The sequence below is a fragment of the Paraburkholderia kirstenboschensis genome (assembly GCF_904848585.1).
GTDB lineage: Bacteria > Pseudomonadota > Gammaproteobacteria > Burkholderiales > Burkholderiaceae > Paraburkholderia > Paraburkholderia kirstenboschensis.
The window spans coordinates 1-17,908 of sequence record NZ_CAJHCR010000027.1; the positions used below are offsets into that span (position 1 = coordinate 1).

Genomic DNA, 17,908 nt, shown 5'->3' on the forward strand with positions numbered 1-17,908 from the left:
TTCGATGACCACGCCCACCAGATCTTCGCGGTGCGGCGCCAGCGCCGCCCGGATCTGCACCGGATCGTTCGGCAACCGTCGCTGGTAGACAACCCGGTCAGCGTCATCGCTAACGACGATCACACTGTTATTCGAGTGCAGGTCGATTCCACTTAACTTATTCATGCCGGCCTCCTGTGCGTCACGTCGGTGTTCGCACCCTGACTGTACGCCGGCCGCTCGATTGGAACGGAGGGAGGTCGGCTATATGATTATCAGAACCGCGACATGCGCTTCTCCGGTCCGGGCGAGGCCCGCCGGGCGGTCGGTACTCCGGTGCTTCAAGTACTCACGCCACCTTTGTGATCATCAGCCAGAAGATGCCGAGGAACGCGAAGAATGCAACCGCGCCGAGAGCGGCCCATATCGACAACATCTGCCAGTACGCGGCGCTCAACGGTTGGCCGGTGTCGGCGTTCACGCGGGCACAGGCGGCGAGGCGCATCTGCAGAAACACGACCGGCAGCCAGCAGGCAATGGCCAACGCATAGAGCGTGATCGACCAGGCAAGCCACCGGCTGCCGAGCTGCATGCCCGCCAGATGTACGAGATACAGACCAGTGGCCGGCTGCAGCATCGCCGTGGGCGTGGTGAACAGCCAGTCGGCGAGCACGACCAGCTTCGTGACGCGCGCCACGGTCTTCGCATCGCGGCCAAGGCTTGTCAGAAGCATGTAGAAGGCCGAGCCAATGCCCGTGCCGAACAGAATCGTGGACGAAAGCACGTGCAGCCACTTAATGACGAGGTAAGTCATGGGTCACTCAGGCGTTCGTGCATGGTTGGATCGCCCGGCCGGAGCCTCCGTCGAACTGGATCAGCATGACCAGCAGCGCGATCATGGGCAGGTTCTTCGAGAGCGGCCCGTATGGATGCAGCCAGAACTCCGGCAAGCGCCAACTGATCAGCGCCGTATAAAGCACAATCAGCACGATTTGCAGCGCCCAGAGCCGGGCGCGCGGGCCAAGGCGGCTCGGCCACGCGAGCGAGAGCACGCCGAAGACGAGATCGAGGAAAGCCGCGCCGTAAAGCAGCAAGGGACCGAGAGCCGCCGGCGCGCCTACCCGCGCGAGCAGCTCCAGGCTGGAGGCGCGGGGATACAGGCCTGCCGACACGATTGCCGTCCAGATCCACACCGCCGCAATGGAAGCGCGCAGCAACGGCAGCAGCCACATCAAACGCGCCGGTGCGCCGAAACGTTCGGGCTCGACAGGCATCTGCGACAGGGCACGCGGCGCCCTGCCGACCACGCTCTCGAAGCGGTCACTCGGTGCGACGTTGCCGCGCTCGAGCATCGCGAGCGCGTCGGCGTTCATCAGCGAGCCGGGCAGAAGTGCACTGAGCCGGGTTGTCAGCCTGACCAGCGCCATTGGCACGGGCACGAACCAGCCATACGAGCCGCCGGCGATGTGGCGCAAGACGGCAAGATACTCCTTCAGCGTCATCGGCTCTTTGCCAACAGCGGCGACCCGGGGCGACGCCACCGAGACCGCGGCCGATGCCTCGGGAGCCGGCGCGGCAAGCGCGCCCGCCACGATCAGCGCGACGACATCGTCGATATGAACCGGCTGGATGAGCTGTGCGCCCGCGCCCGGCAGCGGCACCACCGGCAGTGCGGCCCACGCCGCGAAAAACTGGGTGCTGCGGCCCTCCGGCGCAAACACGAGCGACGGCTGCACGATCAGGGCCGACACCGGCAGAGCAAGCAATGCCTCGTCGGCGGCGAGCTTGCTGCGGTGATATGCGCTTTGCGCATCCGCGTCGGCGCCGAGTGCCGAAATCTGCACGATGCGCCGCACCCCCGCGGCGACGGCTGCTTTGAACAGCACGGCGGGCGCATCGGTGTGCAGTTGCTGGAACTCCTTGCCGGTTGCGTCGTTGAAGATGCCCACGGCATTGATCACAACATCGACGCCCGCTAACTGCGGCACCATGCTTGCTACATCGCGAAGACCGGAGAAGTCGAGTTGGACGAGGCGGCAGCCGCGCAAGCGCGGCGCGGCGGCGACGGGATCGCGCACGCCGCACACGACCGAATGGCCCGCTGCGACAAGCGCATCGGCGACTCGGGCTCCAATCATACCGGTCGCACCGGTGAGGAATATCACCATGGATCTGGACGTTAGACCGTTGGAAGATGTCGTGCTGCCCGGCCTCGTTGCCGGGGTGCTGTCAACCCTGGCGCTGGGTGCATGCGCACGCCTGATCGGCAAGCGCTCGACCGCGCCCGTGAGCGCCGTGAGCCACTGGGTCTGGCCGCAAGAAGTGAACCAGACGGCGCGCCCCCGTGCACGGCATCTTCTGACGGGTCTTGCGATCCATCATCTGATGTCAGTCGGATGGGCGGCCGTCAATGCGTTCACGCTTGCCGCCATTCAGGAGAACGTCCGGCCTTGCCGCAGCTCGCGCTCAGAGCGTCGCCAGCGTTTCGCGCTAGCGACCGCTCTCACGGTCGTCGCGGCGTTCAGCGACTACGTGGTCGTTCCTAAGCGCTTCACGCCAGGTTTTGAATTCCATCTGAAAGTGCCGCACATCGCATCGGTGTATGTCGCGTTTGGCGCCGGACTGGTCGCGCCCTTCGTCGTCGAAGATTTTTGCCGGATGCGGCGGCTAGCTGCCGGGCGGCGATCAGCCGACGGCAACACGCCCTCGGACTAATCGAATCCAGGCGTTAGGAGTGGTAGATGACTTTCGCTTGCGTCACCTGCTGCGTACGTGAGGCCGGCTGGAGAAAGTGGAAGCAAACATCTCGTAAAATTGAGGAATGGAGGCATACATGAACCGAATTCCGAAAGCCGTCTACACGAAGGAATTCCGTGAAGAGGCGGTGAAGCTTGCGATGACCGAAGGCGTTGGCGTATCGGAGGCTGCGCATAGGCTGTCGATATGGATGAAGACGGTGGCAAACTAGGTGCGTGCTGCGAAGGCAGGCAAGCTGGAGCACGTAGGTCAGCATCAAAAGCCGCTGACGGAGATCGAAGCCGGACTCGAGCGAGTCAAGCGGGAGCTGGCCGAAATTGGAACGGAGCGCCGGTCTGCGTTTGGTCATTTGCTCGGCCCACCCTTATCCGAAGGACCGCGCGAGATTGCGTCCGTCGGCAGGCATGGCCGATGCGCGGCTCCTCACGCGCCGACGCCCGACAAGCAGGCGCGTCAGGCGTCAACAGCAAGCGCTTGTGGTACAAGCGCTTGCATCGGTGTCCGAGCCGCGACGCACAGATGGATAACAAATGCAAACTTTACGCGCAAACCTTCAGGCAGCGCTGGGTAGTCGCCTTCGACAAGTCACCGAATGGTGTCGCGGACAGTACTGCCGGGTCACCGCCTGACGGTGATGCACCTGGCAGCTGGCTCACGGACGGCGGGCTGACCGCAATGGACCAAAAAAAGGTGCGATACATTGTTCGGCTCGTAAATGGCGAGTGTCGATCGGCTCGTGAACGCGCTTTCTCGCGAGCGCCTTAGGGCAGCTACTGCTGCGGATTCCTGGCATGGAACGACGCATCGTTTTCTACGTGCATTGCGCATGTGGAAGTCGCGGGTCCATTGTAGAGTTGTGCGGGCCACAGCGTGGCACCGTTGACGTTGGGCGATCCCGGTTCTTGCTTCGGGGGCTGTCCCGTGACGGCGAGTATTGCGGAGGCAACGAGGTCTTCGCCCGATTAAAGCCTGCATGTCAGAACTGCGGGCAAACAATGCGACCGGCGAGTGTCGTCGGTGTTAGCGAACTAGGGCAGATGGCTGTCATTGCGCCGGGGTCGTATCGGGGTGGCTGCTGCATCGATCGATAGCATGATCGGTCTTAACCTGTATCCGTTCAGCTTCGGCTGCGGAAGGTAACGCGCGTGTTGCAGGGAGGGGGATGGAGTGGCAGGCCTGCGGCGTTTCGGCACGCATGTCGGTGACAAAACCAGCTGACGCGGCTGTAGCCCAACGTCGCAAAGAACGCCGCGAGCATCCGGTGTTTGTGCCCCGCCTTGGACACTGGACCCAGTCGCATCTGCATCTGATGGCTTGGAGCTGTCTCGAATCTGACCACCGGGTCGGGGCGTGCAACGGGTCGAAGCTTCGGCAGACACTGCTGCACCCGGTGGAATGCACCTGTGTAGTCGCTCCTCAATTTCCCGCTTGTGCACCATCGGCCGGGATCCAGTCCGGCTTCGCTGCTTCGACGCGCCGCTGCTGGTGGCTTTCGAAGCGCAACCCTGCTGAGGACTGGCTGACGGGCCTCGCGCAGCAGCGGGCCCGATTCCGGATACTTCCTGACTGTGTTGAGTGCCATGACGGTCTCGATCGCGATGTCCCGAAGGCCGTTTTCCTGCGACGCAGGATCTCATTTCCATGTACTCCGCTCTCTGCTCACGGGCCGCCCAAAACGGAGCAATCCCTACAACGAGGTGTATCAATTCCAACCGCGTTGCTGGAAGTGACGGTGCAACGCAGCTTGGCTCTGCGGTACCGGCATCGCGGCGCGTCTGATGGCCGAACGCGCCGAGGCGGCTGTGATCCGGATTGGCACCAGAAGTCCGCGGCCGCAAACGCCGCGCATCTGCCGGGCGTTGATCTTCGATTCCGTTTCGGTGCCCCTATAGTTTCGCGGTACTGGCCGACAATTTGAAAAAGCAAGCCGTTGCGGAATATTTGCGGGTCCAGTCGCATCGCACCTCGCCTGACAAGCGCGCCGCAATCCCAGCCGGTTGCTTTGTTGCGCCCACGGGTGGTTGAACGGTCCACATGTCGACAGTCGACTGAGCATCCGCACCCGCCGCTGCGTGTCTGACAAGGTTTCGACCAGGCTGCGAACCCGGGGCACGAGTTACTCGTTGCCGCTGTAGTGGCGTATCCAGGCTGGCGCAGCCCGGTCGCTCGGTACGGTTCATCGGTTGTCTGGTTGGGCACAGGAAGCTTGTCTCAAAGCAATGCACGGCCCTCCATCTGCTTTTTGTCGACGTCCGGGTGCGTCGACTTGTACTGGTTGAGAAACTGTTGGAAGGGCGACACATACAGCCCTTTCACAGCAGCGGACCAGTGGTTCGGTGAACGGTTGAATAGCTTCATTTTCGAGTTTCTCGCGGTTGCGACGTTGGTCTGGCCGACATTCGGCAATCTACTGTGCCGAGAGCGTCCCAGCTAACGGTATGCCAGCTGACGATCACCATGCGCGGGGCGCGTCCATGCACCTGTCGCCTACCCGGGCGACTACGATCGTCTGTGGCACGCGCAATGCGCACAGCTGCATAGCGGTGCGCTAGACGACAGGTCGAAGCAGGGTCCGGCCGGCTCTGCACCAGCCAGCGGAAGGCGCACCGGATGCGGCAGAAGACTCTGACGTTGGTGTCAATCCGATAGGGCGCTTTCAAGAGAGGGCAGGAGCACTGCCCCTTACATCTGTTTCACGATCCGTCGGCGTCTTCACCATACCTGTACAACGGAATGGATGGAGATATGGAATGACACCGCAAGACCATCTGGTGGACTGGCTACGTGATGCGTACGCGATGGAAGTGAAGGCAGAGGCAATGCTTGGAGGGCTGGTGTCCCGTCTCGAGGTTTACCCCAGCGTCCGAATGTGGATCGAGCAACACTTGCGGGAAACGGTTGGTCAGCAGGCTTTGCTCGAAAGCGGTCTGCGTCGTCTCGCCAGTGGTCCTTCGCTGCTAAAGGGCATGGCCGGAGAGATGGCGGCGTTTGGACAGGTAGTCGCCGGAATGACTGTCCGCGACGAAGTCATCAAAGGTGCAATGAACGCATACGTTTTTGAACACACGGAGGTCGCCGCGTACAAACTTGCTGACGAGCTTGTGTCGGGCGGGTTAGCGTCTGAGGTCTACCTTAAGGGCTGCGGTCCGGCCCCCCGACGCGGCGACGGATCAAAGAACAGAGTCCCATTAAGCATGGATGCCGAGGTGTATTGCTCAATTGCGCGACTCGCGAGATGAAACTCCGCCGAGCGGCGCCAGTCAAGGGCATGGTTGCAATCTGGTGCAGAATCTGGACCGGGGCGTCCTTGAAGGAGGCAGAAATGCAACAGCTAGATACGAGGATGGAGCGGACCATGCGGGCGGTTCATCGCGGATACGTGATTGACGCCCGCGGCTGGCGCGATCCGATTGACGGATGGGTAGCGCGCGCGGATGTAAGGTTAAGGGGGCGTCCGGTTATCCTGGAAAAGGACAACCACACGCGCTCATGGCCGACCAGAGAACAGGCCATACGAGCGGCTCTTGAGCGGGCGCAATATCTGATCGATTGCCGCGAGGTGCCGACAGCACCGTACGGACGTGTGGGCTGACGTCCGCCGGGCTGCGCCAGGTAATGGCCCCCGCGGTGTCGGGCGGCGGAAGTACGCAGCCCGAAGACCCGTCTCAGTTGTCCCGACCGATGCCAGATCCGATTGATGAGCGGTGCGCAGTCGTGCTGACGAAAGCAAGCGACGTTGTCCATCGCATGCGCGACCGGCAAAGAACAAATGGGCGCTAGTAGCTCAGGCAGAAGACTGCGACGGGCACCAATATGCATGACAATCAACGTCGGGACGGTGAAATCCGCGGGGAGTGAAGACAGTAGCGTACGAAGTGCGTCGAGACCGCCCAATGACGTCCCGACGGCGACAATACGGTTCTTGTTATGCGGATAAGAATCCACCACCTGCCTCCGATAGTCTTTGCTCCCTGCCTTCGTCGGTTCTTGGGTTCCGGTATGCGGCGGCTGGTCGTTTCGGTCCACATGGATGGTCAGCAAGCGGTAGGCCTGGGAACGGGGCATGCGGGGGAATCTCACCTGCATACGGATGAGAGTCGACATGAAAAGCGGAATCTGGACCGATAGGAAGGCGTCCCTGAACCGTCCGCTCCGCGTTCTGGTCGTCGATGATTATGCTGTTGGAGCTGAAGCCGTGGCACTCGCACTGACGATCGCCGGTCACGAGGCCCGCTTCGCGTTCGATGCAGACTCAGCCTTCCAGTGCATCGCATCCTGGACGCCGGACATTGCGGTGCTCGACATCAATATGCCGTCGCCGGACGGTTTCCAGCTTGCAGCGATTCTGCGTGCGGCCGACGGTACAGGCGAGACCGTGCTGATAGCGTTTACCTCGCTGGATGAAGAAGCTGTACAGCCTCCTGGCCTGGCGGCAGGCTTCGATGCATTCTGTCGGAAAGGTGCCGGAACCGGCCCTCTACTTGACATCATTGCACGCCTTGCGCTTTCCTAGCCGGATAGCCTGCCCCGGCTGAGCGTCGAAATTTAAGCAATATGAGTTTGGTCGGCTGGGCGCTCCGCATTTGTCGCACATGCGTCAGTCGGTCGGAGGAAATATGACTGCTGGTATGACCCCAAACAAGCAACCCAGGCACGCTGGACCGGACTTTCCCGTGATCGGAATCGGCGCGTCCGCTGGCGGCGTTGAAGCGCTTTTACGGCTGTTCGAGGCTGCGCCATCCTCGCCAGGCGTTGCCTTCGTAGTGGTGCTGCACCTGTCGCCCGATCATGCGAGCCACGCGCACGAGGTCATTCAGAATGTAACTGCCTTGCGCGTGCGGCAGGTCAGCGGTCCGGTGCCACTCGAAAAGGACAACGTCTATGTTATTGCGCCCGGCAAGCTCCTTTCGATGGTTGATGGCTACCTGCGCCTGAGTGATCCCGAACCGCCGAGACTACCGCCCACGAGCATCGACGTGTTTTTTCGCAGCCTCGCCGGCGCTCACGGCGCCCGTGCTGTCGCCGTCGTTCTGTCGGGTTCAGGGGCAGACGGCTCGGTGGGGATTGCGCGCGTCCGGGAACAGGGTGGCATCACCATTGCCCAACGTCCAGAAGAAGCGCAGTACGGTGAAATGCCGCGCAACGCGATTGCAACGGGGGATGTCGACTTTGTGTTGCCGGTGGCGGAAATCATTCCGAGGCTTCTGGATCTGGTGCGGAGCGCGGCAAAGATCACATTGCCAACACCGTCGGACCCCGATGACGGTGCCGATGATGTCGGCTCGCTTGTTCCTGACGCCAGCGCAATAGACGAGGTGCTGGATACGCTACGAGTTAGGACCCGTCATGATTTCTCCAATTACAAGCGCGGCACCATTGTGCGCCGCATCGAGCGCCGCATGCAGGTCAATGCGCTCACCACGGTGGCGGGGTACAGGAAATTCCTGACCGATAATGTCGAGGAGACGCCGAGACTACTGACGGACATGCTGATCGGCGTCACGAACTTCTTTCGTGATCCCGAGGCATTTGATGCGCTCGAAAAAGCATTGCCTGTTGAACTCATAAAAAGTCTCGGAGACCGTGACGAGGTGCGGGCGTGGGTGCCGGCCTGTGCAACCGGCGAAGAGGCCTTCTCGATCGCAATACTTCTGGACGAAGCGGTGCGTCGATTGCCGCGTCGGCCGCGCATAACGGTCTACGCAAGCGACATTGACGAACGCGCGGTCACCATCGCGCGGTCGGCAAGCTATCCTTCGGCCATTACCAATGACGTGTCGCCTGCCCGTCTGGCCCAGTATTTTACCCGGGAGGGAAACCGCTATCGACTGGTGAAGTCGCTGCGTGACACGGTTATCTTTGCTGCCCATAATCTGCTGCGCGATCCGCCGTTCTCGCGCATCGACCTGATTTCCTGCCGCAACGTCCTGATCTACCTCGACCGCCGCGCCCAGCGACGAGTCCTTGAAGCGTTCCATTTCTCACTGCGCCCACAGGGTCTGCTGTTTCTCGGCACGGCCGAATCGGCTGATTTCGCCCAGGAGCTTTTTTCGCCGGTGGACAAATTCAAGAAGATCTATCGAGCGGTGCCGAACGCCGCCACGAACACTTTGCCTGCCTACGCAACCATTCAACAGCACCCTTTTGATGGTGGAGGTCAAACCTTCTTCATTTCGCCCGCGGGCAGCAAACCGGTTGACGTCGCGGTGCCTGACCAGGCCCGATCGTTCGACCTGTTCGGGCCGCCGCTGATTGTCGTGCGAAAGGACGGCGCCATTGTCCATCGTTCGTCGAATGCCATCAGGCTGACCGAGGATGTGCGGCAGGCGCATGCAGTCAATATCTTCGGCATCGTCCGTGAAGACGCCCATCCCCGTCTCCGGCAGGCCATAGAGCGCTGCATCGCGGCCGGACGACGCCAGGACGAAGAGGCGCTACCCTTCTCGACCGCTTCGGGCGAGGTTGCGGTGGATCTGTCATTGCGGCCCTACCATGACCTCGCGCGAGACGAGGATCTGGTTTCCCTCACATGTGATCTGCTGGCGCCTCTTCCGCTGGTTGATTCCGCTGTGCGCGGTGAGGCAGCTGACGAGACGCTGGATTCCCTCAGGCAGGCACTGGTGGGCAGCGAGAGCCGCGTACGCACTTCGCTGGAACACGCCCAGAAATCGGCCGAGGAGCTTCGCGCGTCGAACGAAGAACTCCAGGCCATGAACGAAGAGCTGCGCTCGGCAACCGAGGAACTGGAAGCCAGCCGCGAGGAACTGCAGTCGCTCAATGAAGAACTGGTTACGGTCAATTCCGAACTTCTGTCGAAGGTCCAGGAGGCGGCACGCGTCGGCGATGATCTTAAAAACCTGATTGCTCTGGTTGGCGTTGCGACGGTGTTCGTCGACCGTACGTTTAACATAAAACGCTATACGTCTCCGGCCGAAGCCCTTTTCAATATTCTGCCCAGCGACACGGGGCGACCGCTTCAGCATCTGACCCACGATCTCGATTATCCGGAGATGATCGACGACCTGCGCGCCGCGTTTGAGTCGCTCAGGAAGATTGAAAAGGAGGTGCAGAGCAAGGATGGACGCGCTTTTCTCGCGCGCGTCATTCCGTACCGCACCGACGACGATCGCATCGATGGCGCTGTGCTCGCCCTGATCGACATCACCGAACAGAAGGCCGCTCAGGCGCAGGCGCGCGCAAGCGAAGAAAGGCTCCAGCTCGCTGCCAAGGAAACTCACGACTTCGCCATTATTCTTCTCGACGATGACGGTGTAGTGGTCAGCTGGAACGTGGGTGCGAGTCGCATTTTCGGCTACAAGGCCGAAGAGATGCTGGGCGGAACCCTCGACGCGATCTTTACGCCTGAGGACCGTGCGGATGGTGTACCGGCACGGGAGCGCGGCAAAGCCCGCAGTAAAGGCCGTGCTGAAGACGAACGCTGGCATGTGACAAAAGGTGACGAGCGCGTCTTCTGCAGTGGTTTCCTGAGCCGCATCGAGGTGCCCGGATTTTCAGGCTTTACCAAGATCGTTCACGACGCAACCCAACGGAAGCTGGTAGAGGGAAAGAAAGATCTCGTGCTGGCGCGGCAGCGCGCTGACTACACTGAAATCCAGAAACTGAGCCGTTTGAAAGACGAGTTCATTGCGGTGCTGTCTCACGAACTGAAAAATCCGCTTAATCTCATTCACATGAAAGCCGAGATCCTCGCGCGCATCCCTGAAGCGCGGCACATCAGGCGGGTTCGGGAGGTCTCCGACGCGATCCAGAAATCGGTGTTAGCGCAAGCTCAGATCATCGATGATCTGCTTGATTTTTCGCGGATCCAGACGGGAAAGCTTTCCCTGCGTTTTGAGCCAACCGATGTCGCGAAAATTGCCCGGTCGATTGCCGAGGCTGTAGGCGACGATTTCGCGGCAAACACGATCGATCTGCGGCTGGATATCCCGTCGACGCCGGTATTTATTGAAGCAGATTCCATCCGCATTGAACAGATCGTCTGGAACCTGCTGAGCAATGCGTTGAAGTTTACGCCAGCGGGCGGCAAGGTCACTGTCCGGTTGCAGCTGGAAGCTGACAAGCTGTGCCTGGAGGTGGCCGACACGGGAGTCGGCATCGCGCCCAGCCTGCTTGAGTCGATCTTTGAAATTTTCCAGCAGGCGCCCAATGTGCCGTCTCGTGCGCGAGCGAGTGGACTTGGCATTGGCCTGTCTCTGGTGCGCCAGCTTGCCCGTCTGCACGGCGGGAATGCCGAGGCGTTTTCTGAGGGTGAAGGTCGCGGATCGCGTTTTGTCGTCTCGCTTCCTGCCGATGCCTCCTTCGTGCATCGGCAGGCCGGCGACAAGCCAGCGGACCTTTCCATTTTTGCGGGTGCGCGCGTGCTGCTGATCGAGGACTCCGAAGAGTCATTGCAGGCGATGGCGGAGCTGTTTTCGATGTACGACGCAAACGTTAAGACCTCGAGGAACGCAGCTGAGGGGTTACAGGCGGCAAAAACATCTGACTTCGACCTTATCATCACCGATGTGAACTTGCCCGACCTGGACGGCTATCAATTGGTGGCGCAACTTCGGCAACTGCAGAACTGCTCGAGTGTTCCGATCGTGGCGGTGACCGGCCGACCGGTCACGCAGGAGGAGACGGCTGCGCGCGATGCCGGCTGCGACGCTTGTCTTGCCAAGCCATTCAATCTGCAGGCGCTGGCTGATGTTGTCCATAGGATTCGATCGGCGACGTAAAGCAGTTATTCGGAACGGTCAAGTCATATGCGGCCTATGCGCTCACGTAAAGCCGCATCCGTTGCGTGTCCGTGACCATTTGGCGAGGATGCCGTCAATCAGAGCAACCAACTCACCGGCGCAATTGGGAGCGCTCGCGCGGTGGAAATGATCTGTTGATTTGCCCGTGCTCCTCGCTCAGAGTCGCATTCGGTACACGTCGATAATGGATCGCTTACGTTCGGGCCGCAGCATGGGCGAGTGGCATTGAATGCGCGGCAACCCGCCGACCAGCCGAGCGCGTCATCTGTGAGCACGCCATTCTGAACAACGAGTACAACGGTATCCTCGCTCAGCAACAGGCCCTTCTCAGCAGCGGTAAGCTATCACCCGGGCAACTCGCTCAACGGAGGCACTTCCGGAGCGCGTCTACTGACGTGCGCTGCATTGGCACGGTCGTCGTGCAATGGAAAACGACAGCTAAGGCCATGGAATCGAAAACTGCCGCTGCGTCAGCACCGGGTATGGCTTCAGCACCCGAATTGGCTTCAGTTGGACCTGCATCTGGTGCAGGCATTGTTCCTCCCGACGAGCGCAGTCTTACAGCAGCCGCAGCATCGCCAACATCTGGAGCCCTCTCTGACGCGTCAATGCACTCGAGCCAGCGCCGCGCTGCTGCAACCGGCCGCGAGCAACACGCTTTCACCGCGGGTTACTTCATCCGCGTCCAGCGCGTACGACGCGCGCCGCGAAAGGAGGCTGATCGCCGGGTTAGAAGTGCTCATCCTTATCGTTATTCCACTCGGCGCATTCATCATCTGCCGGAACAGGGCGCTGGGGATAACGACCAATTACCGAAGGCGCGGTAAGAAGAAGCCTTGAATTGACGCACATCATCATTGGCATGGCATAGTGCGGCATCTTAACTGTGGAGGCGCAATGGCGACCCTCGAATCTTTGCAAGTGAAAATCCAGAAGTTGCAGGCACAAGCAGAAGCGCTCGCCGCGAAAAAGTCGGGCGCTGTTATCGAGAAAATTCGAAGCTTGATGGCAGAACATGGACTGACTACTGCTGACGTTGACGCCCATGTTGGCGGCAACAAACGTGGACCCAAGCCTGGCGCCAAGGCTACAGCGAAAGCTGGAAAATCAGTGGCAAAATATCGCGACCCGAAGAGCGGCGCGACGTGGTCAGGACACGGCCGCGCGCCCGGATGGATTGCGGACGCGAAGAACCGCAGTAAGTATCTGGTTAGAGGCAACGCCGAAGTCTCGGCCGCTGCTACCAAAAAGGTCGCGAAGGCTGGAAACTACGTCAGAGGCCCCCAGCCGGCGCTGTATGCCGACCCAAAGACTGGCGCGACGTGGAGTGGGCGTGGGCGTGCGCCGGCGTGGATTGCTAACGCGAAGGACCGCAGGAAGTTTCTGATTGATGGCGCTACCGCGGCCGACAAAAAGCCGGTGCTCAAGAAGGCTACTGCCAACAAGGCCGCGGCGGCGAAGAAGATCGCAGCCAACAAGGCGGTGAGCACGAAGTTGCCGGCCTAGGAAGCCGTGCCGAATAATGCCCGGTGAAACAGCAGTTTTCTGATTTCACGGGACGCTCACGGCCGCCCGACTCTTATGGCGTGTTCCGCCAGACGTTGCGCGGCGCTCCCCAAGGCAATGGCGCCCAGTGGGGTCGGGCGGAAGTACGCAGGCGGAAGACCCATCTCAGTTGCCCCGACCGATGCCAGATCCGATTGATGAGCGGTGCGCAGTCGTGCTGACGAGAGCAAGCGCCTTGTGCGGAAAGCCAGGCAAGGTGGTGATCGTGCTCAAAAATTTCTGCCGCAACACAGTCGAAGTCATAAGCGGCGCCTTCGAAGTCAAGCGAGCATACAGCGGAAGTCCTCACGCTCTTCCGCGGGTTGGCTGGGGCTATGCAGTGACTGCAATTTTGCGGCGCGGCGCCGCCTTGCCACCGGAGAGTGAGTTCTGGACGCAATTCGAAACGGACAGGCGAACCGTCTATGGCGGCCTTATCTAGCCCGAACCATCCCCGGAAAGCGGGCCGCACCTTTACTTGTGTGCTCGACTGCTCTATCACTGCGGTGATAGGCGGTTGTACGAGACCGCGTTCTACCAGCGCCTTGTCTATCCAGCGATGACGTTCTCGCTTGTCGAGCCGGCGGACGAGGGAATCAATTACGCAGGCGCCATCTTTCTGTCGCCGTAACGTCGTGTCCTTCGAGCCGAACTCCGATCGGGGAGCTCGCACCGGCTGCAAAAGCGGGGGGCGCTCCCTAACGAAGAACGTTAACGCCTTCAGAGAGCCATGGAAGGCGGTATTGCCCGAGCGGTGTATAAACGGTCCTCTTCTCTTAGGGAAGCTAAACGCTTCATTCCAACGGCCAGTATGGAACAGGTGGCACGAGACGTATCTGAACCAGGGCACAGTCAAATTGGCGACTCTTACTCGCTAATTCTGGACTGAATCCACGTCGCCACTGCTGTAGGCCAAGGCGGAGTTCATGTCCCCGGCGATCAGGCACTGTTGGTTTCGGCGGGGGGCTGTGAATGATAAATTGCAACGGTCCCCGTTAACCCGCACGGCGGCGTTGTTCAAAACGTCAGCGCCCGGTTCCCTGGCGATGGAGCGCACCGGAGCGATCACTGCAACCTGACCAGGCTCGCTGACGCCAACGACGCTTCCGGGCGCCAGTGCCGTCCGCACTTCTCGCATGCGGGTCTCAGCAACAGAAAAAGCGGGTCCTTCCGGCATAGCCTCCGTCTGAGGACGGCCCCCTAGCTCGAAGCGGGAACGGACGTCAGCCTCGACGACAGGCCGTTGCGTTACAACGCTCTACAATGGAGTCAGGGGTCCCGCATTGGCATTGCAGATAGAAAATAGTGCGCTTTTCCATTGCCGATCCATGTAGTGAGAGGCAGGTTCCCTGAGACGCAACAAAGCGCGTGGGGGGTGAAACCGCGTGCCACATAGCGAGCATCGCCCATACCCGTCGGATTTGCGTACGTTTATGCGTCATTTATAACGTCGCTAGCCTTACTCATTTCGTCGAGGGTGGGAATGTCGACAACGCCGGGTTGCAAGAGCCGCCTCCATCGCCCGGGGAGCGCCAACGTAAGCGGGACCCGGCGCAGTCATTGCCGTGATCGAAGCGCGGACGGTGCAAAAGCGACCAACGGAAAAGACTTATGGCTCTCGCATTTCGTTCGTGGACAGTTGCGTCTCACCGCAGCCGTCGCAGCCTTGCCGGCACGCACCCTGCGCCCAGTAAGGAAACCGTGAATCGCTTCACGCCGGTGTCTCCGCCGTGGAAATACTCGACTCGAGTGCCAGTTGCCTGGTTACCTCCACTGCAGCCTGCAAACCATCTTTCTGCACGCGCAATTTGGACACTTCGGGGCTTCGCGCGGCTTCGGCCAGCGAGAGTTGTTCTTCTGTAAGCAGCAGCCTCTCCTCCAGGCGTCGTACAGCCGCCCAGAGCGCATTTTCAGCACCGCTGCGCTGCTCCGACTCAAGCGACAGCGCCGAAAACGCGTGCCCCGTATGGCAACGGTAGCGCAACGGCAAATCATCGCCAATGCGCCACACAACACCGCCACAGTCCGGGCACGTCAAGCTCGACCGGTGGCCGAGTCGTTCGAGCTCCGCTGGCGATGATCTGCCCGTCAAGGCGATCTTCGTTTCGAGGGCAACCCGCTCGCGTTCGTCCATGTTCGATCCCTTACGCGATTCGTCTGTAAGCGCGCTGATGATGGCTGCGGCTATGCCATCAATCGGCATCACCCTGTCCGGTGAGACAGCCTGGAGCGCCGCCGTCGGCATGTCCGGGGCGACACAGGACGACGGGTCCTGAACGATCGTGAAACCACCGCACGCATCGACAGCCTTCAGTCCCGCGGCGCCGTCGTCAAGTTTCCCCGTCAGGATAACGCCGATTGTACGGGGCCCATACTCGACGGCTGCGGAACGGAATAGGGGGTCAGCGGCCGGCCGTGCGAAGTTTTCCTTGGGACCGGTTGACAGTACGATCACGCCGTCGCGAATCAGCATGTGCCGGTCGGGCGGGGCCACGTAGACCTTTGTCTCCACAATCGGCTGGCGATCCCGCGCGTGCATGACCGGCAAAAGGCAGTCCGCCTGAAGAACTTCGGGAAGCAGGCTGGGCCAGGCTCCAATATGCATGACGACAAAGACGCTTGCAGGAAGATCGGCGGGCAGCGAGGACAGGATTTTTTTCAATGCCTGCAGGCCGCCAAGCGACGCAGCCACCACCACAATATCTCGTGCGTTCGACGTCTTGTTCATGTTATTCAACCCTGGAGCCCGGATGAGCATGGTGAGCAAGCATCACGCCTGTCTTGCGCGAGCCAGCGCTGGCCAGAAAGCTGTGAGACGCCGCTCACCAATCGGACGCCGTATAAGAAGTCGAGTGCAAAACCGGCCGCAGTAGCGGCGTCCGGAGGCTGCTCCAACAGTGCCGGCCGTTCGGCCCGGGACGACCGGGGGTTCGGTTTTTTTTCAATCCCGCCTAGCGAATCCCTCCTGTAGACGGAACAGCGCCTTGTCCGCATCGCGCTTGCGCGACGGCGATTGGACTGAAAGGTTGTCGTTTTTGTGCCCAGACCTGGCCGGCAATTTTGCCAACATCGACTCGCAGGCAACGGTACATGAGTTGGGTTGCGACCGATTGACCGGGCCGCATGCGGGTGGTTCACTACTGGCATCACCGATGCCGCCGAGCCGGCCTGCCCTCACGCTTGCAGAGCATACCCGGGGCACGACATCCATGACCTCGGCCGAACTCATCACGCTGGCCCTCGGCCCGAGGCGTCCGGTTCATTCTCAGTCGCTCAATCGCACGTCCGCCTGTGCGTAGCATAAATGCGATAACCGGCGTCGCCCCTATCGGGCTGCTCCTCCGTGTCCTTAAGCAATGCCGGCAGGTTACAAAACGCATGCCGCACAAATCGAGCGACAGGCCCAGGAGCAAGGGGACAACAGAAGTCCGGATGGCGCGCTGTCAGACTACTTTGCGGACTTGTCACTGGGGTCGGCCTCTGTTGACCTCTCCCGACTAGCTATCTCTTTTTCGATGAGTGAACGAGCCATATGCCAGTACTCATCTGCACATCCTTCAAGGCAGCCGTCCTGTTGCCACAGTTCATACGCGCGCGCCCGGATTCGTTCCGCCATCGTCATTTCGTTCATTGCAATGCTCTCCGTCAGTGGCAGCGCAGTGTTCCGGTTATGGGAAACGGTACTCCTTATTGAAATAGTGGTAAAACGCGATCGGTTTCCGGCCTGAGGCAGCCTTCTCATCCAGCACCGGGCGCTACGCCGCGCTTCCCCCGACGCCCTCCGCAACCGTACTCCCGGCGCAGGCGACCAGGAACGGCGAATGCGCGCACTTTCGCAGCACTGGCACTGGGCCAGAGCGCGCCTGCCGTACGCAATTGCGGTTGTGAGAGGTAACACATGGCAAATCCGAATGAACATCTGGTGGACTGGCTGCGCGACGCATATGCGATGGAGAAACAGGCAGAAAGCATGCTCAAGGCGCAGTCTTCCCGTCTTGAGAATTACCCGGAACTACGGCAACGCATTGACCAGCACCTCCAGGAAACCTTGGGACAGCAGACCCTGCTCGAAGGCTGCCTCGACCGCCTCGGCAGCAGCCCCTCTGCGATGAAAGACCTGACCGGACGGATTGCAGCCTTTGGGCAGGCCGTCGGGGGCATGACGGTGACGGATGAGGTCGTCAAGGGTGCAATGAGCGGATACATTTTCGAACAGACCGAAGTCGCATCGTACACAGCGCTGATCGCCGCCGCACAGGGTGCCGGGGACCCGGAGACGGTGCGTTGCTGCGAGCAGATCCTGCCGCAGGAAATCGAGATGGCGCGATGGCTGCTCGAACACCTGCCCGGTATTGTCACTGCGTACATGTCGCGATCCGCGGAAGGCCGCGGCGATGCGAAACGCTAGCGATGTCGTTAGTGAGCCAGTTGTGGTCCGGCTGACGCTCGTTTCGCTTACCCGCGCCGGAATCCCTGGAAGCTGAAGCAATGATGGGCTGGACAAAAGATCTAGTGGTCCTCGAAGCGGAGCGTTCTGGGGGAGCTTTCCCAGTTCGGCACGCTGTCGGTATCTTCGTCGAGCGCAGTTTCACGTCTGGCTTACCGTCTCGCAGAGATCGCGGCAGTTGTCGAAGTCAGGGTGCAGCGGTGCGGAGCCCGTATTCCTGGCCCACCAGCAGTGGAGCGGGCGATGCGTAGCGCAGGATTTGTCCGGGAAAGCGGGAAGGAGGCACGCAACAGGTTGATGGCTGCTGCAGGCGGCGTGCTCGCACGGCACACTGTTCGTCTGAGCGGGAAGACCATTTCAGCTGAGCACTGAATTGAGCGCCACGTGGAACGGTGCGTAGGTGGCTCCCGCGCACCGGTTA

The 17,908-nt window shown here is 60.8% G+C and carries 12 protein-coding genes and 4 pseudogenes; 8 read left to right on the forward strand and 8 right to left on the reverse strand.

All coding sequences use genetic code 11. From position 1 onward, the window contains the following. The 3 genes and pseudogenes from JMY24_RS39910 to JMY24_RS35275 form a co-directional block, all read right to left on the reverse strand. Window positions 1-165, reverse strand: a pseudogene (locus JMY24_RS39910) (IS110 family transposase); the annotation flags it as partial. A gap of 163 nt (window positions 166-328) precedes the next feature. After that, window positions 329-793, reverse strand: a complete 465-nt coding sequence (locus tag JMY24_RS35270; RefSeq protein ID WP_128598777.1) for a DUF2269 family protein — start codon at window positions 791-793, stop codon at window positions 329-331. 7 nt (window positions 794-800) lie between these two features. After that, window positions 801-2,147, reverse strand: a complete 1,347-nt coding sequence (locus JMY24_RS35275; protein WP_201703841.1) for an SDR family oxidoreductase — start codon at window positions 2,145-2,147, stop codon at window positions 801-803. On the opposite strand from JMY24_RS35275, the gene JMY24_RS35280 reads away from it, so the two are divergent. Continuing rightward, complete coding sequence (locus JMY24_RS35280; protein ID WP_128593977.1) at window positions 2,146-2,694, forward strand: hypothetical protein; 549 nt, start codon at window positions 2,146-2,148, stop codon at window positions 2,692-2,694. The two genes, JMY24_RS35275 and JMY24_RS35280, sit on opposite strands and share 2 nt — an antisense overlap. A gap of 118 nt (window positions 2,695-2,812) precedes the next feature. Continuing rightward, a pseudogene (locus tag JMY24_RS35285) lies at window positions 2,813-3,067 on the forward strand (transposase); the annotation flags it as partial. 836 nt (window positions 3,068-3,903) lie between these two features. Here JMY24_RS35285 and JMY24_RS38875 read toward each other — a convergent pair. After that, window positions 3,904-4,345 (reverse strand): annotated as a pseudogene (locus tag JMY24_RS38875) (IS21 family transposase); the annotation flags it as partial. A gap of 602 nt (window positions 4,346-4,947) precedes the next feature. Further along, complete coding sequence (locus JMY24_RS38880) at window positions 4,948-5,094, reverse strand: DUF3460 family protein (protein ID WP_236597693.1); 147 nt, start codon at window positions 5,092-5,094, stop codon at window positions 4,948-4,950. 392 nt (window positions 5,095-5,486) lie between these two features. Between JMY24_RS38880 and JMY24_RS35295 the strand changes: the two genes are divergently transcribed. Together JMY24_RS35295 and JMY24_RS39775 are read left to right on the forward strand one after the other, a co-directional pair. Further along, window positions 5,487-5,975 (forward strand): DUF892 family protein, encoded by a 489-nt coding sequence (locus JMY24_RS35295; protein WP_128593978.1) that lies wholly within the window; start codon window positions 5,487-5,489, stop codon window positions 5,973-5,975. A 116-nt stretch (window positions 5,976-6,091) separates the two neighbouring features. Beyond that, window positions 6,092-6,328: a DUF6566 family protein gene (locus tag JMY24_RS39775; RefSeq protein WP_413231301.1), complete on the forward strand. Its 237-nt coding sequence runs from the start codon at window positions 6,092-6,094 to the stop codon at window positions 6,326-6,328. Between the two features lie 152 nt (window positions 6,329-6,480). Here the strand turns inward: JMY24_RS39775 and JMY24_RS39780 are convergent. Next, window positions 6,481-6,840: pseudogene (locus JMY24_RS39780) on the reverse strand (chemotaxis protein CheB); the annotation flags it as partial. Here JMY24_RS39780 and JMY24_RS35305 point away from each other — a divergent pair. The 3 genes from JMY24_RS35305 to JMY24_RS35315 all read left to right on the forward strand — a co-directional run bounded on the left by JMY24_RS35305 (window position 6,839) and on the right by JMY24_RS35315 (window position 13,001). Beyond that, window positions 6,839-7,249, forward strand: a complete 411-nt coding sequence (locus tag JMY24_RS35305) for a response regulator (protein ID WP_164853362.1) — start codon at window positions 6,839-6,841, stop codon at window positions 7,247-7,249. The pseudogene JMY24_RS39780 and the gene JMY24_RS35305 overlap by 2 nt on opposite strands. Window positions 7,250-7,409: 160 nt before the next feature. Next, on the forward strand, window positions 7,410-11,474 hold the full coding sequence (locus tag JMY24_RS35310) for a CheR family methyltransferase (RefSeq protein WP_236597694.1): 4,065 nt from the start codon (window positions 7,410-7,412) through the stop codon (window positions 11,472-11,474). 918 nt (window positions 11,475-12,392) lie between these two features. Further along, entirely contained in the window at window positions 12,393-13,001 is a 609-nt protein-coding gene (locus tag JMY24_RS35315; RefSeq protein WP_128593985.1) for an H-NS family nucleoid-associated regulatory protein, read from the forward strand. Between the two features lie 1,750 nt (window positions 13,002-14,751). On the opposite strand, the gene JMY24_RS35320 is transcribed toward JMY24_RS35315, so the two are convergent. Then, on the reverse strand, window positions 14,752-15,768 hold the full coding sequence (locus JMY24_RS35320; protein WP_201703845.1) for a chemotaxis protein CheB: 1,017 nt from the start codon (window positions 15,766-15,768) through the stop codon (window positions 14,752-14,754). A gap of 720 nt (window positions 15,769-16,488) precedes the next feature. Continuing rightward, the gene (locus JMY24_RS35325; RefSeq protein WP_128593987.1) at window positions 16,489-16,671 is read right to left on the reverse strand and encodes a DUF2934 domain-containing protein; all 183 of its coding nucleotides are present in this window, start codon (window positions 16,669-16,671) and stop codon (window positions 16,489-16,491) included. Between the two features lie 267 nt (window positions 16,672-16,938). On the opposite strand from JMY24_RS35325, the gene JMY24_RS35330 reads away from it, so the two are divergent. After that, window positions 16,939-17,448 (forward strand): ferritin-like domain-containing protein, encoded by a 510-nt coding sequence (locus tag JMY24_RS35330; RefSeq protein ID WP_128593988.1) that lies wholly within the window; start codon window positions 16,939-16,941, stop codon window positions 17,446-17,448. Window positions 17,449-17,908 lie beyond the last annotated feature (460 nt).